The organism is Nonomuraea sp. NPDC049486, assembly GCF_040676925.1.
GTDB lineage: Bacteria > Actinomycetota > Actinomycetes > Streptosporangiales > Streptosporangiaceae > Nonomuraea > Nonomuraea ferruginea.
In genome coordinates this window covers 802553-826991 of the sequence record NZ_JBFAPV010000002.1, presented here as the reverse complement: position 1 = coordinate 826991, position 24439 = coordinate 802553, and the positions used below count along the sequence as shown (strand labels likewise).

Genomic DNA, 24439 nt, shown 5'->3' with positions numbered 1-24439 from the left:
CGGCCCGGGGGACCGCGAGCGACGGCTCGCGCCGCTCGCGGCGCATGGTCACCTGGACGCGAGCATGCCGTGCGGGTCGATCACGTACTTGCGCGCCGCGCCCTCGTCGAACTCGTGGTAGCCGCGCGGGGCGTCGTCCAGCGAGATCGGGGTGGCGTTGACCGCCTTGGCGATCTGCACGCGGTCATGCAGGATCGCCTGCATGAGCTGGCGGTTGTACCGCATGACCGGGCACTGGCCGGTGACGAAACTGAGCGACTTGGCCCAGCCGAGACCGATCTGGATCGACAGCGAGCCCTGCTTGGCCGCCTCGTCCGCCGCGCCGGGGTCACCGGTCACGTAGAGTCCCGGGATGCCGAGCGCGCCACCCGCCCGGGTGACGTCCATCACCGTGTTGAGCACGGTCGCGGGCTGCTCCTTCTCCGCCTCCTTGCCGTGGCCGCGGGCCTCGAAGCCGACGGCGTCCACGGCGCAGTCCACCTCGGGCTCGCCGAGGATCTGCTCGATCTGGTCCTTCGGCTCGCCCTCGGCCACGTTGACGGTCTCGCAGCCGAAGCTCCTGGCCTGCTCCAGACGGTCCTTGTTCAGGTCGCCGACGATGACGACGGCGGCGCCGAGCAGGAACGCCGAACTCGCCGCGGCGAGCCCGACCGGTCCGGCCCCGGCGATGTAGACGGTCGAGCCCGGCCCCACCCCGGCGCTCACACAGCCGTGGAACCCCGTCGGGAAGATGTCCGAGAGCATGGCCAGGTCGAGCATCTTCTCCATCGCCTGGTCCTTGTCCGGGAACTTCAGCAGGTTCCAGTCGGCGTACGGCACCAGGACGTACTCCGCCTGGCCGCCCACCCAGCCGCCCATGTCGACGTAGCCGTAGGCGGAGCCGGGCCGGTCCGGGTTGACGTTCTCGCAGATGCCGGTCTTGCGTTCCTTACAGTTGCGGCAGCGGCCGCAGGAGATGTTGAACGGCACGGACACGAGGTCGCCGTTCTTGACGTACTCGACGTCGGGGCCGGTGTCGACCACCTCGCCGGTGATCTCGTGACCGAGGATGAGGCCCGTCGGGGCCGTGGTACGGCCTCGGACCATGTGCTGGTCGCTTCCGCAGATGTTGGTCGCGACCGACTTGAGTATCGCCGCGTGGGGCAGTTTGCGGCCCACGTTGGCCGGGTTGACGCCCGGACCGTCCTTGAGTTCGTAGTCGGGATAGTCGGTCACGCGTACCTCGACCTTGCCGGGGCCCTCGTAGGAGACTCCTCTGTTACCTGACATGACGTGCCCTCTCCCTTGTACGGGGTGCGAATGGCGGGTGGTCACGTGGTCATCGATCACCCCCGGGGCCGGGGCGGCGGCGTGGGCCGTGCGCCGGGCGGTCGCGTACCAGGTCGTCGCGAGAGCTCCGGGCCACCGGGACGTCCCGCGCGAGGTCCTCCTCGTCACCCGGCCGCCGGGTGCCGGTGATCTCCCCGGCGGTCCCCTGCTCGGCCGCCTCGGGCAGCTCGCGCGCCGGGCGCGCCACCTGGTCGTACACGAGCACGGCGAGTACGGCTCCGACGACCGGGCCGATGATGTAGACGCCGAACTCCGACCATGGCGTGTCACCGCCGAACACGCTCGTCGTCAGGTACGGGCCGAAGGTGCGGGCGGGGTTGACGGAGCCGCCCGTCATGGGGCCGATCACGAAGATCTCGCAGGCGACGGCCATGCCGATGATCCACCCCGCCCAGCCGCTCGGCGCCCGGCGGTCCACGGCCATCGCCATGATGGTGAGCATCAGCAGGAACGTGCCCATCACCTCCAGCAGGATGCCCTGCCCATAGCTCACGCCCTCACCGAGAGCGGTGAGCCCGGTGCCCAGGTCGGCGGCCCGGCGGCCGAAGCCGCCCACGATGAGCAGACCGCCGGCGAACGCCCCGATGAGCTGCGCCACGATGTACGGTGGCACCTCCGCCCACGGGAACCTGCGGCCCGCCGCCAGGGCGAGGGTGACGGCCGGGTTGATGTGCGCGCCCGACGTGGTGCCGAAGGCGTAGATGACGAGCGCGACGACCACGGCGAACGACAACGAGATGAAGCCGAGCGCGGCGTAGGAAAGTTCACCGTTGCCCATGAGCAACGCGGCCACCACGGATCCCGGACCGAAGATCACCAGCAGCATTGTCCCGATGGCTTCCGCGACGAGCCGCCGTGGAAGGTCTCCGACCATCGCAACCCCCAGATGACGATGGTTCACAATCCCCCTGATTTCCCAATATATATACCCAGGTCCAGGCCCCTAAGCGGAGTCATCCGCAGCGGCGGCGCACCTCGTCCAGCCGCTCGGTGAGACCGGCCCTGTCGAGGTGTTCGAGCAGCGGCACGGCGACCCGGCGGGTGGTGCCGAGCGCGCGTCTGGCCTGGCTGACCGTGAACGGCTGCGGCAGCCGGCTGAGCACCTCGGCCGCCCGCCCGTCGGCTCCCGGCAGCAGCACGATCCCCTCGCCCACCCGCAGCAGGCTCCCCGCCCGCACGGCCGCCGCCAGCTCCTTCGGGCCCAGCCCCAGCTCGGCCAGCCGCCCCGCCTCCGGCGCCTGGAACGGCCGCGCCGCCAGCTCCCGCTGCACCCGCTCCACCGCCAGCGCGACCGGCCCCGGCAGCCCCGCCGGCCTCGCCACGATCCGCCCGCCGGCGAGGGTGAGCGGCGGCCCTACCAGCGCCGCGACCAGCCGCCGATCCGGCAGCCCCAGCGCGCGCCGGGCCGCCTCGACCGGCATGGCCGGCTCCAGGGGATTGCGCTCCGCGTACCGCCGCGCCGCCTCGCCCAGCCGCCTCCGCGACTCCTCCCAGTAGTCCGGATCGGCGTGCCACTCCCCCGCCACCCCGGGAACCTCGGGCGCCGGCCCCATGGCCCGCAGGTCGGCGGCCCGCAGCAGCCGATGCACCCGCAACGCGAACGCCGCGTCGAGCCCGGCGGGGTCGGGCTTGGGGAGGGCCGTTTCCAGCTGGGCGGCTCGCTCTCTGCCGGCGCCCCGGCCGCGCAGGGCCCGGGGGCGCACGTCGAGGACGGCCGCCCCGGCGAGCACCCGCACCTCGGACCGGTCACGCCCGGGGTCGCGCAGCAGCAGCACGTCGCCGAGATGCAGCGGCACCGGCCGGTCCAGGCGCAGCCGTACGAAGCGGCCGCCGAGGTGCCGCGCCTCGGCCGTCACGGCCGCCGACCCCACGTGGACGGTCAGCCGCCGAGGTAGGCCGGGATCCTCTTGCGGCTGCGCCCCGACGGGCGCGACGCGTACGTCCACCGACTCCGTGTACGTCCACCCGCCCGGTGCGACGAGCGCCTGCCCGCGCTCGGGGAGGTCCTGCCCGCGCAGGTTGACCGCCACCCGGGCGACCCCGGACACCGTGTCCCGCGTCCGCTTCAACGACTCCAGGCCCCTGACCCGCACCGGCTCGCCGTCGAGCAGCAGCTCGTCGCCCACCGACACCGTCCCGGCGGGCAGCGTCCCGGTCACCACCGTCCCACTGCCGGTCACGCTGAACGTCCGGTCGATCCACAACCGGACCGCCGCCCCCGGATCCGGCCGGGGCAGCCCGGCCACCAGCCGGTCCAGCGCCCGCCGCAGTTCGTCCAGCCCCTGACCGGTGCGCCCGCTCACGGCGACCGCCGCCACCCCACCGCCCGGCTTCCCGAGTGCCTCGTCCAGGCGGGCGCGGGACCGCTCGATCGCCGGGGCCGGGTCGGCGAGGTCCGAGCGGGTCACCACCAGCAGGCAGTGCCGTACCCCGAGGGCCTCCAGGGCCACCAGGTGCTCCTCCGACTGCGGCATCCACCCCTCGTCGGCCGCCACCACGAACACCACGGCCGGTACGGGCCCGACCCCCGCGAGCATCGTGCCGAGGAACCGCTCATGACCTGGGACGTCCACGAACGCGAGCGGCTCTCCGGATGGGAGGTCCGTCCACGCGTACCCGAGCTCGATGGTGAGGCCGCGCCGGCGTTCCTCGTCCAGCCGGTCTGGTTCCATGCCGGTGAGTGCCCGTACCAGGGTGGACTTGCCGTGGTCGACGTGACCCGCGGTGGCCACGACGTGCATCAGCCCACCACCTCCGCGACCGCCAGCACCGCGCGCGCCACGTCGTCGTCGCGTTCGGGCGGGACGGCACGCAGGTCCAGCAGCAGCTGAGCGCCCTCGATCCGGCCGACGACCGGCGGATCGCCCGTCCGCAGCGGGACGGCGAACCGTTCGGGCAGGCTCACGGCCGCGCTCGGCAGCAGCACGCCGGGCGCGCCGCCGCCGCCGACGGCGGCCTCGCTCGGCACCACCAGGGCGTCGATCCCGGCGCCGGCCAGGCGACCGGCCAGGGCGGCGGCGCGCCTCTCCAGCACGGCCGGATCGGCGTGCAGCGCCCGCCGGACCGGCGGGACGGGACCGCGCAGCGTCGCCTCCAGCGCGGCGAGCGTGAGCTTGTCGACCCGCAGCGCGCGGGCGAGCGGGTGCCGGCGGCAGCGTTCGACCAGGTCGCACCGGCCCAGCAGGAGGCCCGCCTGCGGCCCGCCGAGCAGTTTGTCGCCGCTGGCCGTCACCAGGTCAGCGCCCGCCTCGATCATGGTGGCGGCGTCGGGTTCTGCGGGCAGCAGCGGCTCACGGGCCAGCAGGCCGGAGCCGATGTCCACCACGACGGGCACGCCGAGCCCGGTCAGCTCCGGCACCTCGGCCGAGCCGGTGAAGCCCTCGATCCGGAAGTTCGACGGGTGGACCTTGAGCACGAACCCCGTCGCCGGCCCCACCGCGTCGGCGTAGTCGCGGACGGAGGTGCGGTTGGTGGTGCCCACCTCGCGCAACCGCGCCCCGGTGGAGGCGAGCAGGTCGGGGATGCGGAACCCGTCGCCGATCTCGACCAGCTCGCCCCGGCTGATCACGATCTCCCGCCCGGCGGCGAGCGCGGTGGCGACCAGGACGAGGGCGGCGGCGTTGTTGTTCACGACGTGCACGTCCTGCGCCACCGGCACGGCGCCGGCGAGCGCCTCCAGCGTGCCCCGGCCCCGCCGCGACCGGGCGCCCGTCGCCAGGTCGAACTCCACGTCGGCGGACCCGGCGGCGGCGGTCATCGCCTCGACGGCCGCCGCCGACAGCGGCGCCCGGCCGAGGTTGGTGTGGATCAGCACGCCGGTGGCGTTGACGACCGGACGCAGGCTCGCCGCGCGGGCCGGGAGCGCCGTCACCGCCGCGTCGGCCACCTCCTCGGGGGCGATCTCGCCCTGCCGGGCCCGCTCCTGCGCCGCCGCCACCGCGGCCTTGACCACCGACCGGCCCAGCCGCCCGCCCGCCTCCACCAGGCGCGAGTCGGCGAGCACGGCGTCGGTGCGTGGCACCCGCCTGCGTCGATCCATATTCCCGAACATAAGCGGAAGCGGGCGGGAATCGAACCCGCCGGGCCGAGGACCTCGGCCTCCTGAAAATCGGTGAGGGCCATCCGGCGACCCGGCGCGCCCGGCCGGGATCCGGCTTCAGGAGGCCTCGTCGAGGCGCCGGCGTTGGGGGACGACGGTGTACTTGGGGTCGGCGGCGGAGGCGCGGCCCGCCGCGAGGATGCCGAAGCGGGTGCACAGCGAGCCCGCCGTGAGGGCGAGGCCGGACACGGCGTTGAGTGCGCGGCTGCGTCCGGCGACCACGGCGAGCAGCCCGCCGCCGGCCGTCAGGACGCGCGCGGCGCGCATGAGCCGGCCCGCCCGTCCCACCTGGTACGGCTCCCCCAGGAACCCGAGCCGGCGCTCCATCAGCTGCCCCGCGACCGTCTCCACGCCCGCCCCGAGCGCGGCCACCGCGCGGGCGGGACCGGCGTGGGCCGGCGGCGTGCCGAGCATCCCGGCCGCCCCGGCGGCGGCCATCGCGCTGCCCGCGAACAGGAACGGCAGCTCCCGGTACGCCTCGTGCCAGGCGGGCACGGCGGTGTCGGCGACCAGGACGGCGGTGTAGGTGGCGGTCAGCGGCCCGGTCACCGCGGTGGCCAGCAGCGCCGCGTCACCGGCGGCCGGCAGGATGCCGGTCAGGTCACCGGCCAGGGCGGCGGCCGACAGCCCGCCGTGCGCGGCGAGGATCCACGAGCCGACGCTCATCGGCGAGGTGAGCTTGAAGACGCGGAACATGTTGAGGAACCGTTCGGGCCTGCCCAGCTCGGCGGAGAGCAGCCCGGCGCCCAGGGCCGCCCCGGCCGCCGCCGCGACGCGGGCGGTGCGGTCGAGGCGGGTCCGGCCGGTCAGCCGGGCCATCACGGCCATCGAGGACGATATTCCCGACACACCTCCCAGATACAGATATGTCGGCATGTGGGGTTCATGCCAGATGGGCGGCTTGATCACCGGGCGGCCGTAGTAGGACCGGAACTCCGCCTCCGGCACCATGGCCCGTTCCCGCCTCACCGCCGCTCCCCCGTACGCAGGAACGCCAGAGCCACGGCGCCGGCCGCCGACAGCGCGGCCGCGCCCGCCCAGCCCCACATGGCGGGCAGGTCGCGGGTGGTCACCACCGGGTCCGGCGGCAGGCCGTACACCTCGGGCTCGTCCAGCAGCAGGAAGAACGCCCCCGTCCCGCCCACCCCGTCATCGGGGCTCTCCCCGTACAGGCGGGCCTGCTCGTTCCCGTCGGCGCGCAGCCGGGCCACCCGCTGCTCGGCGCGCTCCCGCAGCTCGTCGAGCGGGCCGAACTGGATCGAGTCGGTGGGGCACGCCTTGGAACAGGCGGGTTCGAGGCCGCCGCGCTGGCGGTCGTAGCACATCGTGCACTTCCAGGCCCGCCCGTCGCCCTCCCGCCGGTCGATCACGCCGTACGGGCAGGCGGGCACGCAGTAGCCGCACCCGTTGCAGATGTCGGCCTGCACCACCACCGTGTCGAACTCGGTCCGGAACAGCGCCCCGGTCGGGCACACGTCCAGGCAGGCGGCGCGCGTGCAGTGCTTGCACACGTCGGAGGACATCAGCCACCGGTCCACGCCCTCGTCACCGCCGACGGCCACCGGCCGTGACTGCTCGATGAACGCGACGTGCCGCCAGGTGCTCGCCCCCAGCATGCCGGTGTTGTCGTAGGAGGTGGCCTCGAAGACGAAGCCGTCGTCGGGGATCTGGTTCCACTCCTTGCAGGCCACCTCGCACGCCTTGCAGCCGATGCACACGCTCGTGTCGGTGAAGAACCCCATCCGCTCAGCCACGGCGGTACCTCTCCAGCAGGTCGAGCGCCGCCGGGCCCCTGGGCCGGCGCCCCGGCCGCACGTCACAGGTCATCGCCTTGCCTTCCTGGATGTAGACGTTCGGATCGAGGACCAGCGGCGTCAGGTCGTTGGTGACGTCACCGGTGACCAGGCCGCCTCCGCCCCACCCCCAGTGGTACGGCAGGCCGACCTGGTGGACGATCACGCCCCCGAGGCGCAGCGGCCGCATCCGCCCGGTGACCAGCACCCTGGCCTCCACCACGGCACGGCTGGTCACGATCGTGGCCCAGCCGCCGTTGGTCAGCCCCGCTTCGGCGGCGAGCCGCGGCGACACCTCGCAGAACAGCTCCGGCTGCAGCTCGGCGAGGTAGGCCAGCGGCCGGCTCATCGCGCCCGCCGTGTGGTGCTCGGTCAGCCTGTACGTCGTCAGCACGTAGGGGAAGCGTCCGTCCGGCGCGTTGTACGGGCTCTCCGGCCGGTTGTAGGTGTGGCGTGCCGGGTTGGCCTGCTGGGCGTACAGGGGGTTGGCGACCGGAGACTCGTGCGGCTCGTAGTGGGCGGGCAGCGGGCCGTCGACGAGCCCGAGCGGCACGTACAGCCAGCCCTTGCCGTCGGACTGCATGATGAACGGGTCGGTCCCGGCGAGCGCGTCCTGGGCGAAGGCGCCCTCGGGCGGCACGTAACCGGGCGGCTTGCCGATCTCGCAGTCGGGCACGTCGTGGCCGGTCCACTCGCCGCGCTCGGCGTCCCACCACACGTACGCCTTGCGCTCGCTCCACGGGCGGCCCTCGGGATCGGCGGAGGCCCGGTTGTACAGGATGCGCCGGTTGGCCGGCCACGCCCAGCCCCATTCGGGCGCCACCGCGGTCTGTTCCCGGCGGGGTCGGCGGCGGGCGGCCTGGTTGACCTCGTCGGCGTACACCCCGCAGTAGATCCAGCAGCCGCAGGTCGTGGAGCCGTCGGCGCGGAGCTGGCTGGTGGACGACAGCGCCCGCCCGTCGGGGCCGACCCCGTTGATCTCGCGGAGCACGGCCGCGGCCGAGGGCTCTCCGTGCACGCCGAGCTCCGGATAGTCCCAGGTCAGCTCGCGCACCGGCCGGTCGATCTCGTCGTCGGTCAGCCGCCGCCTGATGAGCTTGCCGAGGTGGTAGTAGAACCACAGCTCGCTGCGGCAGTCGCCGGACGGGTCGACCGCCTTCTCCCGCCACTGGAGGAGCCGCTGGGTGTTGGTGAACGTGCCCTCCTTCTCCACGTGGCTCGCGGCGGGCAGGAAGAACACCTCGGTGCCGATGTCCTCGGTGCGCAGTTCGCCCGTCTCCAGCTCCGGGCCGTCCAGCCAGAACGTGGCGGTCTCCACCAGGGCCAGGTCACGGACCACGAGCCAGTCGAGGTTCGCCAGGCCGAGGCGCTGCGCCCGGCCGCCGGAGGAGCCGACCACGGGGTTCTCCCCCACCACGAAGTAGCCCTTCACCGTGCCGTCGATCTGGTTCATCACGGTGGTGTAGTGGCCGTGGTCGCCGGTCATGCGCGGCAGGTGGCCGAAGCAGAAGTCGTTCTCCTCGGTGGCGGCCTCGCCCCACCACGCCTTCAGCAGGCTCACCAGGTAGGCGCGCCGGTTGCCCCAGAAGCCCGTGCTGCCGCCCTCCAGCTCCAGGTAGTGGTCCAGGCCTTCGTGCCGCCCGGCGTCCGGCATGTCCAGGTAGCCCGGCAGGAGGTTGAACAGCGTCGGGATGTCGGTCGAGCCCTGAATGCTGGCGTGGCCGCGCAGCGCCAGGATGCCGCCGCCAGGCCGTCCCATGTTGCCCAGCAGGAGCTGCAGGATCGAGGCCGTGCGGATGTACTGCGCGCCGACGCTGTGCTGGGTCCAGCCGACGGAGTAGACCCAGGCGGTGGTGCGCTCGCGGCCGGAGTTCGCGGTGATGGCCTCGGCCAGTTCGGTGAAGTCGTCACGCGGGATGCCGCAGAGCTGTTCGACCAGCTCCGGGGTGTAGCGGGCGAAGTGCCGCTTCACGATCTGGTAGACGCAGCGCGGGTGGGTCAGCGTCGGGTCCGTGGGCGGCCTGGGGTGCGCGCCGGCCCCGCGCGCGCCGTAGGTGTCCGGTCCAGCCGTCTTGGCGTGCCGGGCTCCGCCCTCCGCCTGCTCGGATGGGTGGCCCTCAGGCGTGGACTCGTACGCCCAGTTCCTCGGGTCGTACGTGGCCGTCTCCGGGTCCCAGCCGGAAAACAGGCCGTCGAGGTCCTCGGTGTCGCGGAAGTCCTCGGACACGAGGGAGGCGGCGTTGGTGTACGCCAGCACGTACTCCCGGAAGTCCAGCTCGTTCTCCAGCACGTGGTTGATCAGCGCGCCGAGCAGCACGATGTCGCTGCCCGCGCGGATCGGCAGGTGCCGGTCGGCCAGCGCGCTGGTACGCGTGAACCGCGGGTCCACGTGGAAGACCTTCGCCCCGCGCGCCTTGGCCTCCATCACCCACTGGAACCCGACGGGGTGGCACTCGGCCATGTTGGAGCCCTGGATGACGATGCAGTCCGCCTCCGCCAGATCCTGCTGGAAGGTCGTCGCGCCGCCACGCCCGAAGCTGGTCCCCAGACCGGGGACGGTGGAGGAGTGTCAAATACGCGCCTGGTTCTCCACCTGGATGGCGCCGAGGGCGGTGTAGAGCTTCTTCATCAGGTAGTTCTCTTCGTTGTCGAGCGTCGCCCCGCCCAGACTGGCGATGCCCATCGTGCGGCGCACGACCTTGCCCTCGTGGGTCTCCTCCCAGGTCTCCCGCCGGGTGCGCACCACCCGGTCGGCGATCATCTCCATCGCGGTGTCCAGGTCGAGCCGCTCCCAGCCGGTGCCGTACGGCCTGCGGTAGAGCACCTGGGTCTGGCGTCCCGGATGGGTGACGAGCTGCTTGCTGGCCGCCCCCTTGGGGCAGAGCCGTCCCCGGGAGATCGGGGAGTCGGGGTCGCCCTCGATCTGGGTGACCTTGCCGCCCTCGACGTAGACGAGCTGGCCGCAGCCGACCGCGCAGTAGGGGCAGATGGACCGGGCCACCGTGGCGGCGTCCTCGGTGCGCGGGCGCAGGGCGTCGGTGCGGCGCGACCGTGCCGCGTCGCCTCTGCCGTCCTGGCCTCTGAGCTGCCGGATCACCGGCCAGCGGGCCGGCCATCCCCTTCCTGCCATGGTGCGATCCATGCCCGGTTTCGGGGAGCGTATTCCAGCGACTCTCGGACGGACCGGTCACGTCCGCGGACGTGACGTCTCACGCGCCGCGTCGGCGATCAATTGCGCCGCCCGCCGCACCTCCCGCTCGGTGCTCCACCGGCCCAGGGACAGCCGCACCGCCTCGGACGCCCGCCCGGCCGGCAGGCCCATGGCGAGCAGCACGGGCGAGGGGGCGTCGACGCCTTCGTGGCAGGCCGATCCGGTGGCGGCGGCGATGCCGGGGACCGCGGCCAGCAGGGCCCGGCCTCCGACGCCGTCGATGCTCACGTTCAGCGTCCCCGGCAGCCGTTCGGCCGGGTGACCGTTGAGGTGGACCCGGCCGGGCAACCGGGCCTCCAGTTCGGCGTGCAACAGGTCGCGCAGGGCGGCCAGCCGTACGGCGCTGCCGGGCAGTTCGAGCCGGGCCAGCTCGGCGGCCCTGCCGAGGGCGGCGACCAGGGCGACGTTCTCCGTGCCGGCCCGCAGCCCGCCCTCCTGGCCGCCGCCGTGGATGAGCGGATGGAGCCGGGTGCCGGAGCGCACGTAGAGGGCGCCCACGCCCTTGGGCGCGTACATCTTGTGACCGGCCATCGTCAGCAGGTCCACGCCGAGGGCGGACACGTCGAGGGGCACCTTCCCGGCGGCCTGCGCGGCGTCCGTGTGGAACAGGGCCCCCGACTCGTGCGCGACGGCGGCCAGCTCGGCGATCGGCTGCAGGGTGCCGGTCTCGCTGTTGCCGTAGGCGATCGAGACCAGGGCGGTCTGCCGCTCCTGGACGGCGGCGCGGAGCACGTCCGGGTCGACGCGGCCGTGCGGGTCCACCGGCACCCGCGTCACGGTGAACCCGTCCGCGCGCAGGCTCTCGCAGGAGCGCAGCACCGCCGGATGCTCGGTGGCCAGGGTGACGACCTGCCGCCCCGGGGAGCCGAGGGCGGCGCCGCGGACGGCCAGCGTGTCGGCTTCGGACCCGCCGCTCGTGAACACGATCTCACCGGGTTGGGCGCCGAGCAGTCCGGCCACCTGGCCGCGGGCGCGCTCCACGGCCCGGCGCGGCTCACCGGCGTAGGAATGGCCGCTGGAGGGGTTGCCGAAGTGCGTCGTCAGGTAGGGCAGCGCCGCCCGCAGCGCCTCGGGGTCGACCGGGGTGGTGGCGTTGTAATCCAGGTACAGCGCGCCACCGGCCAGCGCGGGATGCGCCTGGGCCCCGTCGTTCTCGCTCACGTACCGATCTTGCTCTCACCAGGCGCGGCTCCGCAACGTACTCCCGTCGATCAGCCATGAACATACGGGAGGTACGTGGCATGGGTTTTGCCTAGGTATTCGGCGACCTGCCTTACTCCGCGAGCAAGCTTGGCAGAAGTGCGATCGATTGCAGCTCATTCACACGTTAAGTTGCGTATATCCGTTTCTGAGGTTGTTTCCCCAGGTCACGTCGATAAGACGTCGTGGCCTGGGGCTTTTGTTCGAAAACGCGGGGGGCACCTTCTATGGCGACATACGGCTATCGCTGTCCGCATTGTCGCGACATCGAGGTCGCCTTTCCGATCGGCACCGCACCCGCCGCGGTGCGGTGCCCGGACTGCGGCGCGACCTCGACGCGGATGTTCTCGGCGCCGATGCTGGCGCGCACTCCGGCCGCCCTGGCGGCCCGGTTGCGGCGGGCGGAGCGCAGCGCCTCCGAGCCCGAGGTCGTCACGTCCCTGCCGCCGCGCCGCGCCCCGGCCGCGGTGCCCGTCCATCCCGCCACCGGTCGCCTGCCGCGTCCGTGACCGTCCCTGTGCCGAAAGGATCCAGCCGTGCCAGAGCTGATCTTCCCGCTCGACTCGACCAAGAAGTTCACCGACCAGGCCAAGATCGGTCACAACCGCTGGCATCCCGAGATCCCGCCGGTGGCGCGGGTCAAACCGGGCGACAGCTTCCGGGTCCACTGCCGGGAGTGGTTCGACGGCGCGATCCACAACGACGACTCCGCCGAGGACATCCGTGACGCCCCGCTGACGAAGGTGCACGCGCTCAGCGGCCCGTTCGCGGTGGAGGGAGCCGAGCCGGGCGACCTGCTGATCGTGGACATCCTCGACGTGGGACCCATCCCCCAGGAGGACAGCGGCCCCCTGGCGGGCCAGGGCTGGGGTTACACCGGCATCTTCGCCAAGAAGAACGGCGGCTCGTTCCTCACCGACCAGTTCCCCGACGCCTACAAGGCGATCTGGGACTTCCGCGGACAGGAAGCCACCTCGCGCCACATCCCGGCGGTGTCGTTCACCGGCATCACCCACATCGGGCTCATGGGCACCGCGCCGTCGGCGGAGCTGCTGGCGAAGTGGAACCAGCGGGAGGGCGCGCTGATCGCCACCGACCCGGCGAGAGTGCCGGCGCTGGCCCTGCCACCGGAGCCGCAGGACGCCATCCTCGGATCGGTGTCCTCGTCCGCGTTCGACAGGATCGCCGGCGAGGCCGCCCGCACCGCGCCGCCCCGGGAGAACGGCGGCAACCAGGACATCAAGAACCTCACCCAGGGCTCCCGCGTCTTCTATCCGGTGTTCGTGCCCGGGGCGAACCTGTCGCTCGGCGACCTGCACTTCTCCCAGGGCGACGGCGAGATCACCTTCTGCGGCGCCATCGAGATGGGCGGCTTCGTCGACCTGCACGTCGACCTCATCAAGGACGGCATGCGGACGTACCGCGTCGGCGAGAACACCATCTTCATGCCGGGCCGCACCGCCCCCCAGTACAGCGAGTGGCTGGCGTTCTCCGGGATCTCCGTCACGCTGGACGGCGAGCAGCGCTACCTCGACTCGCAACTGGCCTACCAGCGGGCCTGCCTGCACGCGATCGACTACCTGACGACGTTCGGCTACAGCCCCGAGCAGGCATACCTGCTGCTCGGCGCCGCCCCGATCGAGGGCCGGCTGTCGGGGGTGGTGGACATCCCCAACTCCTGCGCCACCGTGTACCTGCCGACCGCGATCTTCGACGTCGACGTCCGGCCCAGCGCGTCCGGGCCGGTCCGCGTGCCGGAGGGCACCAGCGCACCGCACGCCGCCTTCGCCTGAACCGCCGGGCACGTGCCTGGTCAGCGGCCATGCGCGCCGGATAGCGTTCTACGCTGATGCTCGCGGACGCCTGGTCGGTTCGCCGACGGGCGCTGAGAGTTCCGCGGGGCAGGGGATGCGAGCAGTGAAGGCAGACGGGGGCGGCGCGCCGGGCGCGGGCCGGGTGCGGGCGTGGGTGTCCGTCGTGCTGGCCGTGCTGTCGGTGTCGCTGACCGTGGCCGGCACCGCGATCCAGTTATCGCTGCCCGAGGAGTGGTCGCCGTGGCCGCCCCTGGCGCCCGACCACGGCGCGGGCCTGACGTTCCCGCTGATCGGCGCATTCCTGATCGCGCACCGTCCCCGTCTGAAGCTGGCCTGGCTGATGTGTGCCGGCGGCCTCGGCTGCGCGGTCAACGTGATGGTGACCGGGCTGCAGTTCGCGCAGGCGTCGGCCGGCGACCTGGAGAGCGCCGGATGGCTGCGCATCCTGGCCGTCGTGGGCTGGATCGTCGGGGCCTGCGCGCTGGGGATCCTGACGCCGCTGCTCTCACCGGACGATCGCCTGCCCTCCCGCCGCTGGCTGCCGGTGGCGATCACCGGTGTGGCCGCGACCGTCGTCGAGGGCGTGCGCACCATCGCGCGGCCGACGCCGCCCGCGAGCACCTACCGCTGGCCGGAGGTCATCCCGAATCCGCTGGCGATCGAGGCCCTGGCTCCCTACCAGGGGGTGCTGACGCGCTCGCTGACTCTGCTGATCAACGCGTGTGTGGTGCTCGCCCTGATCTCCCTGCTGGTACGGCTGCGGCACGCGTCCCCGGCGGCGCGCAGGCAGATCGCCTGGCCGCTGAGCGCGTTCGTCGTCTACACGGTGTTCGTGCTGCTCGGCGAGGCCTATTGGCTGCCTGCGACGATCTGGACCGGGCTGCTTCCGGTGACGATCGCGTTCGCGGTGCTGCAGTACCGGCTGTACGGCATCGACACCGTCATCAGCCGGACCGTCATCGCGACCGGCCTGATCGCCGCGGTCGGCGGGGCCTACTTCGGCACCGGCGCCCTGGCCGCGCTGCTGGTGTCGGGCTACGACCAGGTGGCGGGGCTGGCCGCCGCGCTGGTGACGGGCGTGTTCTTCCAGCCGCTGCGCACGCGTCTGCGCCGCCTCACCGACGTGATGCTGTACGGCAGGCACGGCCAGCCGGAGGAACTGGCCAGGAGACTGGCGCGCGAGGTCGGCGAGACCGAGCCGGTGAACGCGCTGGCCGCCGTCACGGCCGTGGTGCACGACGGCCTGGGCGTGACCGGCGTCGTCGTCGAGGTCGGCACAGAGGCCGGCACAGAGGCCGGCACCGAGGCCGGCGCCGCGGGCATGCGGGTGGAGCTGGGGACGATCGGTCCGGACCCGCGGGCCGTGCCGCTGGTGTGGCACGGCGAGCCGGTGGGCCGGATGCTGATCGGGCCGCCAGGGCCGCGCCGTTTCTCCGCCGCCTACACCGAACGGCTGATCAGCACGGCGACCGTCCACGTCGCCGACGTCGCGCACGCCGTACTGATGACGGCCGACCTGCAACGCTCCAGGGAGAACATCCTGAACGCCCGTGAGGAGGAGCGGCGCAGGCTCCGCCGCGACCTGCACGACGGCCTCGGCCAGGCGCTCACCAACATGTCGATGTCCCTGACCATGGCCCAGCTGCGCCTGCGCGAGGTGCCGTCCACCGCCGACCGGATGCTGCGGGACCTGCGCGGCAGCATGGACTCGGTCAGCCAGGAGGTCCGCGAGCTGGTCTACGGCCTGCGCCCGCCCAGCCTGGATGACCTGGGTCTGCTCGGGGCGGTGCGCGCGCTCGCCGCGGAGCCCGGCCCGCCCGTCCAGGTCGAGGTGGAGGGCGAGACCCGCGACCTGCCGGCTGCCGTGGAGGTGGCGGCGTATCGGATCGCGCAGGAGGCGCTGACCAACGTGCGCAAGCACGCCGACGCCACCCGGATCATCGTCACGCTGGCCTGCTCGGAACACGCGCTGGTCGTACGGGTGCGCGACGACGGCAAAGGGCTCACCGGCCACCAGCGCTCCGGCGTCGGCTTCGCCTCGATGCGCGAGCGCGCCGCGGAGCTGGGCGGCACCTGCCGGATCACCCAGGCGCCTCTGACCGGGCCGGGGACGCAGGTGGAGGCCACGTTCCCGCTCCCCAAGCCCTCTGACGTCGGTGAGGCAGGCGTGAAGCCTCGCTGGTGAGCGCGACCACCTCAAGGGTTGATCAGCGCGCACTCACCGGGGTGCCGCCGAAGACCTTCGCGGCGTCGAGGTTGTCCAGCAGCGCCGCGCTCTGCTCGTCCAGCTTCCTGGGCAGCATGTCCCAGGCGAAGGCGTAGTAGGCACCCGCGCCACCAGCTCTTCCGGCAGGTCGGGCCGGTGCCCGTGTCCTCTGTCGCGGGCCCGCGCCTCCGCCGTGCCGCCCAGGATGAGGATCCGCCTCACGTCCTGGCCCGGTTCGCGCTGTAGAGGTGGCTGTCGGGGAACTCCGACGCCGACAGCACCCGCCCGACGACGATCACCGCCGTGCGGCGGATCCCGGCCTCGTGTACCTGCCCGGCGATGTCCGCCAGCGTCCCGCGCAGGATCACCTCGTCCGCCCTGCTCGCCCGCGCCACCACCGCCACCGGGCAGTCCGGCCCGTACGAGGGCAGCAGCTCCGCCACCACGGCGTCGATCCGCTGCACGGCCAGATGGAGCACCATCGTCGCCCCGCTCGCCCCGAGCGTGGACAGGTCCTCGCCGTCGGGCATCGGCGTCGCCCTGGCCGACGTGCGGGTCAGGATGATCGTCTGGCCGACGCCGGGGACGGTGAGCTCCCTGCCCAGCGCGGCGGCCGCCGCGGCGAAGGCCGGCACCCCCGGCACCACGTCGTACGGCACCTCCAGCGCGTCCAGGCGGCGCATCTGCTCGGCCACGGCGCTGAACACCGACGGATCGCCGGAGTGCAGCCGCGCCACGTCGAGTCCGGCCCGGTGCGCGGCGACCAGCTCCGCGACGATCTCGTCGAGCGTCAGGTCCGCCGTGTTCACCAGCCGTGCGCCGACCGGGCACGAGTCGAGCAGCTCGCGCGGCACCAGCGAGCCCGCGTACAGGCACACCGGCGACGTCTGGAGCCGCCGCAGGCCGCGCAGCGTGATCAGGTCGGCGGCCCCCGGGCCTGCCCCGATGAAGTAGACGGTCACGGCTCATCCTTCCTGATGACCGACCACACGGTCACCGGCATCGCGGCCCCGCTCAGCCGCGGAGGCGGGGACGAGATCGAGCTGCCTGGGGGCGCCCATGAGCACCTCCGCCGCCTCCACCGTGCGCCGCGAGTCGGCGGGCAGTCCGTCCCGGCCGTCCGCGCCGACGCCGACGACGGTGATCACACGTTGCCCAGCACGCGGGTGACCTCGATCTCCAGGACGACCCTGGACGGGTTCGGGCGAGGCGGCTTGTAGCGGGCGGCGTAGCGGCGTTCGGCGTCGGCCACCCACTCCGGCTCGGTCCGCACCACGGCCCGGCCCTCCAGCGTGGACCAGCGGCGGCCGTCCACCTGGCACAGCGCCACGAGCGCGCCGGCCTCGCCGATGAGCCGGGCCTTGTACGAGGACCCCGAGGTGATCACCCGGGCGGTGGCGGTCTCCAGATCCAGGGTCGCGCCCACCGGCACCACGTGCGGGGGCCCGCCGGGACGCGCGGTGGCGAGCGTGCACAGATGCCGCTCCTGCCAGAACGCGGCGAAACCGTCCCCCTGCTCGACCAGATTCACGACCCTCCTCAGGCGATGGCGACCAACATCGTATATCGACGCTTCTGGCATGGTCCGGTCGCGTTCATCCGCTCACCAGTGCCTACACTCCTACGGGTGAAGCGGCTACGCCGCCTGGCCGCGGAAGGCCCCACCGCCGACGACACGGTCGTCATGCTGGACGCCCACTGCTCCTTCACCGGCCTCGACGACTTCGCCGTCTATCGGGGCACGCCCGACGAGATGCCGGTGACTTAAGTGGGCGACCGCATCCGCGAGCTCCGCGCCGAGGCCCGGGCCCGCAAGGGCTGGATCATGGACACGTACCTCCTGCGCCGCGCCCCGCCCCAAGACTGAGGACGCGCGTCTCGGCACGGAGTCCTCTCGCCGCGGGTGAAAGGTTCACGGCAGGCGATCCCGCGGCCTGCGACATCCTCGCCGAGCACCACGCCGGACGGGTTCCGGGGTGTCGGCGGTGTGCCCCCAGGGAACGATGTGCGGGTGCATGTCGGCCGGCCCTTCCTGCGTGCGTCGCGTGCCACGGTGTTCGCCGTGGTCTGCGTGCTGGTGTCGGCCGTCGTGCACGTGCTGGCCGGGGGCGCGGCCGTACGGCCCGGGTTCCTGGCCGCGGCGGTGGGGCTGACCTGGGGCGGAGCCTACGCCATCGGTGCCCGCCAGCACGGCCGGGGCGCGCTGCTCGCCGCGTGCTTCGCCGCCCAGTACTGCGTGCACCACCTGTTCAGCGCCGGCGCCGAGGCGTCCGCCGTCCCCCTCGCCCACGCCCACGGCGGCACCGGGGTGGGCATGGTCCTGGTCCATGTGGCGGTGGCTCTGCTGTCGTCGTGGTGGCTGGAACGCGGCGAGACCGCCCTGGCCATGATCGCGCACCTGGCCGTCACGTCGCTGAGCGTGCTCTGGGCCGGCCTGCTGCTCGCCGTCTCGCCGGTCACCGCACGCCTGCCGCGCCGCCCTCTGGCGCATCACGAGCATGCCCGGCTGCGGCTCCTGCTGGCCTCCAGCCTGCGCCGCCGCGGGCCTCCCTTGTTGGCTGCCGCTCTCTGATCGGGCCGTAGCCCGCTTCACGGTCGTGGCCGGCCGCTGCCGCCACCCCCGTCTCCCTGCCGCGCCGACGCGCGGACGAACACCTCATCTCGCGGCGGCACGCACCTGTCGTGGCGCGCGCCCGTAACGGAGACTCTCGTGACCTCTACTGACACCCGCCCCACCGCCGGCCCCGACCCGTCCCCCCGCCGGGCGTCGGCCTGGACCGCGCTCAAGCCGCTGATCCTTCGCCTGCACTTCTACGCCGGGATCCTCATCGCTCCCTTCCTGCTCGTCGCCGCCTCCACCGGCCTGCTGTACGCCGCCTCCTTCCAGATCGAGCAGGTCGCGCACCGCCACGAGCTGACCGTTCCCGTCGGCGAGCAGCGTCTGCCGCTGAGCCAGCAGGTCGCCGCCGCGCAGGCCGCGCGTCCTGACGGGAAGGTCACCGCGGTGCGCACCCCGGAAGCGGCGGACGCGAGCACCCGCGTCCTGATGGACGTGCCCGGCCTGCCGGAAAGCACTCAGCTGGCCGTCTTCGTCGATCCGTACACGGGTCAGGTGCGCGGCACCCTGGACAGCTACGGCGGCTCGGGCGCGCTCCCGGTCCGCGCCTGGATCTCCAACCTCCACCGTCACCTGCACCTGGGCGAGCCGGGGCGGCTCTACAGCGAGCTGGCGGCCAGCTGGTTGTGGGTCGTCGCCCTGGGCGGCCTGACGCTCTGGGTCACCAGGCGCCGCAGCACCCGCCGCCTGCGCGGCCTGCTCGCGCCCGACCGGTCGTTGCCGGGAGCGCGCCGGCGCCTGTCCTGGCACGGCTCCGTCGGCCTGTGGGCGGTGCTGGGCCTGCTCTTCCTGTCGGCGACCGGCCTGACCTGGTCCATGTACGCCGGGGAGAACGTCGGCGAGGTGCGTACCGCGCTCGGCTGGACCACGCCGGCGGTCACCACGTCCTCCGGCGACCACGCCGCCCATGCCGGTGAGGGGGTCCACCGGCACGGCGGCACGGCCGTGAGCGTCGATCAGGTCGCCCGGGCCGGGGCGGGCGAAGGCCTGTCGGGCCCGCTGGAGATCGTGTGGCCCGCCGAGCCGGGCGCACCCTACGTGATCAAGGAGATCGACAAGACGGTTCCGCAGCGCCTCGACCAGGTCGCCGTCGACGCCGGCTCCGGTCAGGTCACCGCCGTGCTGCGCTTCAGCGACTACAACCTCGCCGCCAAGCTCACCCAGTGGGGCATCGACGGGCACATGGGCCTGCTGTTCGGCCTGGCCAACCAGATCGTGCTGATGCTGCTCGCCGCCGGGGCGATCACGCTCATCGTGCTCGGGTACCGGATGTGGTGGCAGCGTCGTCCCACGCGCGGTTTCGGCGAGCCGTATCCGCGCGGCGGCTCGCACCGGCTGGGCTGGGCGGTCCTCGTACCGCTGATCCTCCTCGTCGTGGCTGTGGGCTGGTTCCTGCCCCTGATGGGCCTGTCGCTGCTCGCCTTCCTGGCCGTCGATGTCCTGCTGGGCCTGCGTGCCCGCGCGACCCAGCAGGAAGGCGCCTAGGGTGCGGGGGTCTTCGCGAGGCTTCCGGGCAGGAGGTTCTCCAGCGGGACGTACGGGTCGGTCAGGCCGAAGCCTGCCGGGCCGAAACAGGCCAGCGCGTCCGGCGTACGCATGATCGGCGGCGTGGAGATGGCGAACACGGTCAGCCGCTGGCCGTAGGCGAGCGACTCGGTGGGGACGGGCGCGCCGGTCTCGGTGGCCAGGGTGCAGATCAAGTCGGGGACGATGGCGAGGACGCGACCGTCCCGGCGGGCGACGAGGTGCTCGTTCTGGAAGGTGATCTCCAGGACGTCGCCGGGATCGTCCGCGGCCCGCAGGCGGGCCCTGCCGCGGGCGAAACCGTCGACGGTGCGGCGCTCGACGTCCACGACCTTGCCGCGGAACAGCACGACACCCAGGCTGTAGATGGTGCCGGCGAGCATGGCGGTGAGCGCGTCGAAGGGGTCGGCGTGCGCGGCGCGGGCCTCGCGCAGCGTGCGGCCGATGTCGCGGCACAGCGACAGCGTGCCGTGCACGGAGGTACGGCGGACCTCGGCGGTGTCCATGGGGTAGTCGCTGATGTAGGAGGCGCCGCCCATCTGGATGGTCAGCGCCCTGGCCAGCTGTTCCATGCGCTTGTTGTCGCCGGCGGTGATGACGCAGACATCGCCGTGGTCGGAGGCGATGGCCATGGGCGAGCCGGACACGCCCAGCACGCCGAAGGTCTGCATCTGCAGTTCGGGGAAGGCGCGGCCCATGCCGTCGGCGTCGACCACGGGCAGGCCGAGCTGGGCGCCGAGCATCAGCGGGATCATGCTGTTGAGCCCGCCGCACTCGGTCGGCATGACGGCGTGCGCCCGGCGGCCGAGGTGCTCTTCCAGAGCGCGGAAGGCGGCCACGTTGCCGCCGCCGGAGGGCAGCTTCTCCACGAACACGGTCGGCGCCCCCATCATCGACGACGGCAGCACCAGCGCGTCGTCGGGCAGCTCGTCGGCGCCGATGACGCGCACCCTGCGACCGGCGGCCATCTCCCGCTCCACCAGGAGCCGGCCGATGTACGGGTCGCCGCCGCCTCCGGTGCCCAGCACCGCGGCGCCTTCGGCCAGGTCGTGCAGGCCCTGCGGGGTCAGGTCGTAGCCCACTGCGGATCCTCCTCGGGAGTACGGGCGCGGCCGAGGTCCAGGTCGCCGACGGCGCGCACGATGACACGGACGGCGTTGCCCGGCAGGTAGTTCACGTGGATCTCGTCGACGTGGACGATCTCGACGCTGGAGGGCACCGCCCCGGCTGAGACGGCCAGGTCGGTCGCCTCGGCGCGGGCCTGGTCCAGCACGTCGTCGCGGGTCAGCTTGGAGCCGATGAGGAACAGCCGGTCGACCTCGCCGCCGATCTGCCCGATGGCGGCGCCGATGGCGTTGGCGACGCCGTGGTGGCCGGGGATGCGCACCTCGGGCACGCCGGGGAGCTCGGCGGGCATGAGGACGGCGCCGCCGCCGACGATGACGACCGGCAGCGGCTCGGCGCTCAGCCGCATCTGATCCACCAGTCCGGCCACCCGGTCCGCCATCCAGGCGGCGCCGCGCCGGACGAGGTCACGGTCCAGGCCGCGCACCAGCGAGCGATCGCCGACCTCGGCCAGCCCGGCGGCGACGGCGAGATCCGTGGCGGTCAGGGTACGGCCGCCGAAGACCAGCGCCTGCTCGGTCAGCTGGTAGCCGACCGAGTCGGGGCCGATCCGCAGCTCCGGCCGCCGGGTGACGCGGCTGCCGCCGCCCAGGCCGACGGAGACCACGTCCGGCATGCGGAAGTTGGTGCGCACCCCGGCGATGTCGACGTCGGTGCCGGCCTGGCGGGGGTAGCCACCGGTCAGCACGCCGACGTCGGTGGTGGTGCCGCCGATGTCGACCACCGCGGCGTCGGCCAGCCCGGCCAGGAACGCGGCGCCGCGCATGCTGTTGGTGGGGCCGCTGGCGAACGTCCTGACCGGGTAGCGGCGGGTGTACTCGGCGTCCATGAGCGTGCCGTCGTTCTGCGACAGGAACAGCGGGGCGCGCACGCCGACGGCGGCCAGCGCGGCGGCGAACGCGTCGACGATCTCGTCGGCCAGGTCGAGCAGGCAGGCGTTGACGACGGTGGCGTTCTCCCGTTCCAGCATGCGGATGCGGCCGATCTGGTGGGAGAGGCTGACACGCAGGTGGGGCAGCTCGGCGCGCAGGATGTCGGCGGCGGCCAGCTCGGCCTCGGCGGTGACCGGGGAGAAGACGGAGCTGATCGCCACGGTGGTGATGTCGTGGGCGGCCAGGTCGGCGGCGACCCGCTTGAGCTCGTCGGGATCGAGCGGGGAGATGGGCCGGCCGTCGAACTCGTGGCCGCCGTGGCACAGACGCACCACCGGGCGGACGGCGTCGACCAGCTCGGCCGGCCAGGCGGAGGTGGGCGGCAGCGCGGCGGTGGCGGGCAGCGCGAGCCGGACCACGCCGGTGCGGGCCAGCCGGCGGCGGGTGACGAGGGCGTTGGTGAAGTGGGTGGTGCCGATCATGACGGCGGAGATCCGGCCGCGATCGAGACGGCTGCCTTCCAGCAGCGTGGACAGCGCCGTGACGACGCCGCCGGTGACGTCGGCCGTGGTGGCCGTCTTGATGCCGGCCACGACGTTCATGTCCTGGTCCAGGAGGACGGCGTCGGTATGGGTGCCGCCCACGTCGATCCCTATGCGCACAGCCGCGTGCTCCTTCCCGGGGATCCGGGTCATGACGTCGACGGCCGGGCCGCGCCGGTCAGGCCGAGCCGGCCGGCGACCGCGTACAGGACGAAGGCCGCCAGCAGGGCGTTGAGCGCCGGGATGCCCGCGGCGACGAAGTGGCCGATCAGCGCGGCGGCCACCCAGGCGACCAGCGCGGCCGGGATCCACCCGGGCGCGTGGGCGGGCAGCTCTCCGCGCTCGCGCGAGCTGTCGAGGTCGGCGCGCCAGGTGCGCACCACGAAGTACTCGGCGACCATGATCCCGGCGATGGGCGGGATGGCCACCCCCAGCAGGACCAGGAAGTCCACCAGGTGGTCTGCCATGCCGAGGGCGGCCAGCGCGGTGCCGACGATCCCCAGCACCACGGTGACGGCGGCGCGCCCGGCCTTCACCCCGAACGCGGTGTGCAGGGTGTTGGTGACGCCCAGGCTGGCGGCGTACAGGTTCCAGTCGTTGACCTTGGCGGTGGCGGTGATCAGCACGAGCACGCCGACGGTGCCGGAGGTGGTGGTGACGATGGTGACCACGTCGCCGGTGCGCAGCGCGTGCGCGAGCAGGACGCCGACCAGGGCGAGCACGTACTCGCCGAGCGAGATGCCCAGGATGGTCTGCTTGACGACGTCGGCGGCGTTGCGGTTGAAGCGGCACATGTCGGGCGAGATGACGGCGCCGACGATGAACCCGCCGGCGACCAGGGTGGCGCCCTGGGCCAGGCTCATCGCCGGCCCCGCGGGCTGGGAGGCGATCAGCTCGCCGAGCGGCCGTTCGGCGAGCTCCACGCCGATGGCCCAGCCCGCCAGCGCCAGGAAGGCCGGGACGGTGATCCACGCGGTCCAGGCCATCCCCGCGAAGCCGTGCACGACGATCGCGGTGATCGCCAGGCCGCCGGCGATCGCCCAGATCCACGCCGGTGAGCCGCCGAGCAGGGAGGAGACGCCCTGGGCGAGCACGGCGGTCTGCACGCCGAACCAGCCGAGCAGGCTGACCGCGATCACCAGGCCGACCAGGCCGGAGCCGTAGCGGCCGAACCCGGCCCAGCGGGCCAGCAGGCTGGTCGACAGGCCCTCGCGCATGCCGGCGATGCCCAGCGCGATCGCGACGACCTCGAGGATGACGGCGCCGAGGGTGACGGCCAGGACGGCCTGCCAGAAGGTCATGCCCATGCCGAGGGTGGCGCCGAGCAGGAACTGCGACAGCGCCGACAGCAGACCGAACCGCTGCACGGCGATGGTGGTCCAGCCGTAGCGGGCGGAGGCGGGGACGCGTTCGAGCGCGTAGTCGTCACGGGCCAGGCCGGTGTCGGCGGGTAAGCCGACGGATGCGGGGGGTTGCGCCATCGTGTGTCCTTCGCAGCAGTGATCTACACCGACAACGCGACGTTAGATAAAGGAGGCGCACACGAGAAGAGGCACGGTATGTGCAGTTTCAACGGGCCGCTCGGCTGCCGCGGCGGGAGCTGTACGCCCGCGCCCAGCACGGTGACACGCCGGGGGTGCTCATGCTGCTCGACGCCGGGATCGCCCCCCGGTTCCGTGACGGCCGAGCCGCATTTTGGTGACGCCCCCACCGGTGCTCCTGGTTGTTCAGTCGTGGGACGGCGCGGGGCTGTACAGCCGGATCGTGTGGTGGGCGACGGCAGCCAAGAGATCACCGTCGGGGTGGAACGCCACAGCGCACACAGGAAACGCGTGGCCGGTGAGAGGCTCGCCGACCGCACCGACGAACATGCTGATCACGCTCGCCCGCTGATCCAACACCCCCAGGACGCCCGACGGCAGGTGCAGCGGGTCGGCGAAGAAGCCGATCAAGCCTACGGCCAGCAACGCCGTCATCGCCGTGATCGCGGTGATTCGGCGCCTGTGGCGGGTTCGTCAGGAGAGCCCGGAATCCCATCGGCTTGACCTTGCCGCGACGTCAACATCTTGACTGGCACCAGGCGAGCGAACACCCGCTGCCCGTCGAA

Annotated in this window: 22 protein-coding genes; 7 read left to right on the top strand and 15 right to left on the bottom strand. The window is 73.0% G+C overall.

What is annotated here, in order from left to right:
- Positions 1 to 48: 48 nt before the first annotated feature.
- The 8 genes from fdhA to AB0K05_RS08680 form a co-directional block, all read right to left on the bottom strand.
- Complete coding sequence (fdhA, locus tag AB0K05_RS08715) at positions 49 to 1269, bottom strand: formaldehyde dehydrogenase, glutathione-independent (protein WP_219548689.1); 1221 nt, start codon at positions 1267 to 1269, stop codon at positions 49 to 51.
- 49 nt (positions 1270 to 1318) lie between these two features.
- Entirely contained in the window at positions 1319 to 2203 is an 885-nt protein-coding gene (locus tag AB0K05_RS08710) for an MIP/aquaporin family protein (protein ID WP_148032194.1), read from the bottom strand.
- A gap of 79 nt (positions 2204 to 2282) precedes the next feature.
- A complete protein-coding gene (locus tag AB0K05_RS08705) occupies positions 2283 to 4070 on the bottom strand; it encodes a SelB C-terminal domain-containing protein (RefSeq protein ID WP_364227969.1) in 1788 nt (595 codons plus the stop codon).
- A complete protein-coding gene (gene selA / locus AB0K05_RS08700) occupies positions 4070 to 5368 on the bottom strand; it encodes an L-seryl-tRNA(Sec) selenium transferase (RefSeq protein ID WP_364227966.1) in 1299 nt (432 codons plus the stop codon). The genes AB0K05_RS08705 and selA overlap by 1 nt, the downstream gene beginning before the upstream one ends.
- 117 nt (positions 5369 to 5485) lie before the next feature.
- The gene (gene nrfD / locus AB0K05_RS08695; protein WP_364227963.1) at positions 5486 to 6397 is read right to left on the bottom strand and encodes an NrfD/PsrC family molybdoenzyme membrane anchor subunit; all 912 of its coding nucleotides are present in this window, start codon (positions 6395 to 6397) and stop codon (positions 5486 to 5488) included.
- A complete protein-coding gene (locus AB0K05_RS08690; protein ID WP_148034666.1) occupies positions 6394 to 7170 on the bottom strand; it encodes a 4Fe-4S dicluster domain-containing protein in 777 nt (258 codons plus the stop codon). The genes nrfD and AB0K05_RS08690 overlap by 4 nt, the downstream gene beginning before the upstream one ends.
- Positions 7171 to 7174: 4 nt before the next feature.
- On the bottom strand, positions 7175 to 10351 hold the full coding sequence (gene fdh / locus AB0K05_RS08685) for a formate dehydrogenase (protein ID WP_364227960.1): 3177 nt from the start codon (positions 10349 to 10351) through the stop codon (positions 7175 to 7177).
- A gap of 57 nt (positions 10352 to 10408) precedes the next feature.
- Entirely contained in the window at positions 10409 to 11593 is a 1185-nt protein-coding gene (locus AB0K05_RS08680; RefSeq protein ID WP_364227957.1) for a cysteine desulfurase family protein, read from the bottom strand.
- Between the two features lie 266 nt (positions 11594 to 11859).
- Here AB0K05_RS08680 and AB0K05_RS08675 point away from each other — a divergent pair, with 266 nt between their 5' ends.
- The 3 genes from AB0K05_RS08675 to AB0K05_RS08665 all read left to right on the top strand — a co-directional run bounded on the left by AB0K05_RS08675 (position 11860) and on the right by AB0K05_RS08665 (position 15631).
- Positions 11860 to 12141 (top strand): FmdB family zinc ribbon protein, encoded by a 282-nt coding sequence (locus AB0K05_RS08675; RefSeq protein ID WP_364227955.1) that lies wholly within the window; start codon positions 11860 to 11862, stop codon positions 12139 to 12141.
- Between the two features lie 27 nt (positions 12142 to 12168).
- Positions 12169 to 13425, top strand: coding sequence for a formamidase (gene fmdA, locus AB0K05_RS08670; protein ID WP_148032199.1), 1257 nt, complete (start codon positions 12169 to 12171; stop codon positions 13423 to 13425).
- A gap of 124 nt (positions 13426 to 13549) precedes the next feature.
- Complete coding sequence (locus tag AB0K05_RS08665) at positions 13550 to 15631, top strand: histidine kinase (protein WP_364227951.1); 2082 nt, start codon at positions 13550 to 13552, stop codon at positions 15629 to 15631.
- Between the two features lie 239 nt (positions 15632 to 15870).
- On the opposite strand, the gene cobM is transcribed toward AB0K05_RS08665, so the two are convergent.
- The 3 genes from cobM to AB0K05_RS08650 are packed head-to-tail and all read right to left on the bottom strand — an operon-like array spanning position 15871 to position 17183.
- Complete coding sequence (gene cobM / locus AB0K05_RS08660) at positions 15871 to 16614, bottom strand: precorrin-4 C(11)-methyltransferase (protein ID WP_364227948.1); 744 nt, start codon at positions 16612 to 16614, stop codon at positions 15871 to 15873.
- A gap of 3 nt (positions 16615 to 16617) precedes the next feature.
- Positions 16618 to 16800: a hypothetical protein gene (locus AB0K05_RS08655; protein WP_364227945.1), complete on the bottom strand. Its 183-nt coding sequence runs from the start codon at positions 16798 to 16800 to the stop codon at positions 16618 to 16620.
- Positions 16797 to 17183 carry a pyridoxamine 5'-phosphate oxidase family protein gene (locus tag AB0K05_RS08650; protein WP_364227942.1) on the bottom strand — a complete coding sequence of 129 codons (387 nt, stop codon included), beginning with the start codon at positions 17181 to 17183 and terminating at the stop codon, positions 16797 to 16799. The genes AB0K05_RS08655 and AB0K05_RS08650 overlap by 4 nt, the downstream gene beginning before the upstream one ends.
- Before the next feature lie 96 nt (positions 17184 to 17279).
- Between AB0K05_RS08650 and AB0K05_RS08645 the strand changes: the two genes are divergently transcribed.
- The 3 genes from AB0K05_RS08645 to AB0K05_RS08635 all read left to right on the top strand — a co-directional run bounded on the left by AB0K05_RS08645 (position 17280) and on the right by AB0K05_RS08635 (position 19754).
- Complete coding sequence (locus tag AB0K05_RS08645; RefSeq protein WP_364227939.1) at positions 17280 to 17420, top strand: hypothetical protein; 141 nt, start codon at positions 17280 to 17282, stop codon at positions 17418 to 17420.
- 243 nt (positions 17421 to 17663) lie between these two features.
- Entirely contained in the window at positions 17664 to 18224 is a 561-nt protein-coding gene (locus AB0K05_RS08640; RefSeq protein WP_271278567.1) for a hypothetical protein, read from the top strand.
- 138 nt (positions 18225 to 18362) lie between these two features.
- Positions 18363 to 19754, top strand: coding sequence for a PepSY domain-containing protein (locus AB0K05_RS08635; protein WP_364227936.1), 1392 nt, complete (start codon positions 18363 to 18365; stop codon positions 19752 to 19754).
- Here the strand turns inward: AB0K05_RS08635 and AB0K05_RS08630 are convergent.
- The 3 genes from AB0K05_RS08630 to AB0K05_RS08620 are packed head-to-tail and all read right to left on the bottom strand — an operon-like array spanning position 19751 to position 23813.
- Complete coding sequence (locus AB0K05_RS08630) at positions 19751 to 20875, bottom strand: DUF917 domain-containing protein (protein ID WP_364227933.1); 1125 nt, start codon at positions 20873 to 20875, stop codon at positions 19751 to 19753. The two genes, AB0K05_RS08635 and AB0K05_RS08630, sit on opposite strands and share 4 nt — an antisense overlap.
- A complete protein-coding gene (locus AB0K05_RS08625; protein WP_364227930.1) occupies positions 20860 to 22452 on the bottom strand; it encodes a hydantoinase/oxoprolinase family protein in 1593 nt (530 codons plus the stop codon). Before AB0K05_RS08625 ends, AB0K05_RS08630 begins: the two co-directional genes overlap by 16 nt.
- Positions 22453 to 22481: 29 nt before the next feature.
- Positions 22482 to 23813, bottom strand: a complete 1332-nt coding sequence (locus tag AB0K05_RS08620) for a cytosine permease (protein ID WP_364227927.1) — start codon at positions 23811 to 23813, stop codon at positions 22482 to 22484.
- Positions 23814 to 23893: 80 nt separating this feature from the next.
- On the opposite strand from AB0K05_RS08620, the gene AB0K05_RS08615 reads away from it, so the two are divergent.
- A complete protein-coding gene (locus tag AB0K05_RS08615) occupies positions 23894 to 24034 on the top strand; it encodes a hypothetical protein (protein ID WP_364227925.1) in 141 nt (46 codons plus the stop codon).
- A 25-nt stretch (positions 24035 to 24059) separates the two neighbouring features.
- Here the strand turns inward: AB0K05_RS08615 and AB0K05_RS08610 are convergent, their stop codons facing one another.
- Positions 24060 to 24308 carry a WD40 repeat domain-containing protein gene (locus AB0K05_RS08610; RefSeq protein ID WP_364227922.1) on the bottom strand — a complete coding sequence of 83 codons (249 nt, stop codon included), beginning with the start codon at positions 24306 to 24308 and terminating at the stop codon, positions 24060 to 24062.
- Positions 24309 to 24439: the final 131 nt, after the last annotated feature.

Coding starts and splice junctions, on each gene's coding strand:
- AB0K05_RS08610 (WP_364227922.1), bottom strand. CDS start 24,308: ATGACGGCGTTGCTGGCCGTAGGCTTGATCGGCTTCTTCGCCGACCCG.
- fdhA (WP_219548689.1), bottom strand. CDS start 1,269: ATGTCAGGTAACAGAGGAGTCTCCTACGAGGGCCCCGGCAAGGTCGAG.
- AB0K05_RS08675 (WP_364227955.1), top strand. CDS start 11,860: ATGGCGACATACGGCTATCGCTGTCCGCATTGTCGCGACATCGAGGTC.
- selA (WP_364227966.1), bottom strand. CDS start 5,368: ATGGATCGACGCAGGCGGGTGCCACGCACCGACGCCGTGCTCGCCGAC.
- AB0K05_RS08705 (WP_364227969.1), bottom strand. CDS start 4,070: ATGCACGTCGTGGCCACCGCGGGTCACGTCGACCACGGCAAGTCCACC.
- AB0K05_RS08690 (WP_148034666.1), bottom strand. CDS start 7,170: ATGGGGTTCTTCACCGACACGAGCGTGTGCATCGGCTGCAAGGCGTGC.
- AB0K05_RS08620 (WP_364227927.1), bottom strand. CDS start 23,813: ATGGCGCAACCCCCCGCATCCGTCGGCTTACCCGCCGACACCGGCCTG.
- AB0K05_RS08710 (WP_148032194.1), bottom strand. CDS start 2,203: ATGGTCGGAGACCTTCCACGGCGGCTCGTCGCGGAAGCCATCGGGACA.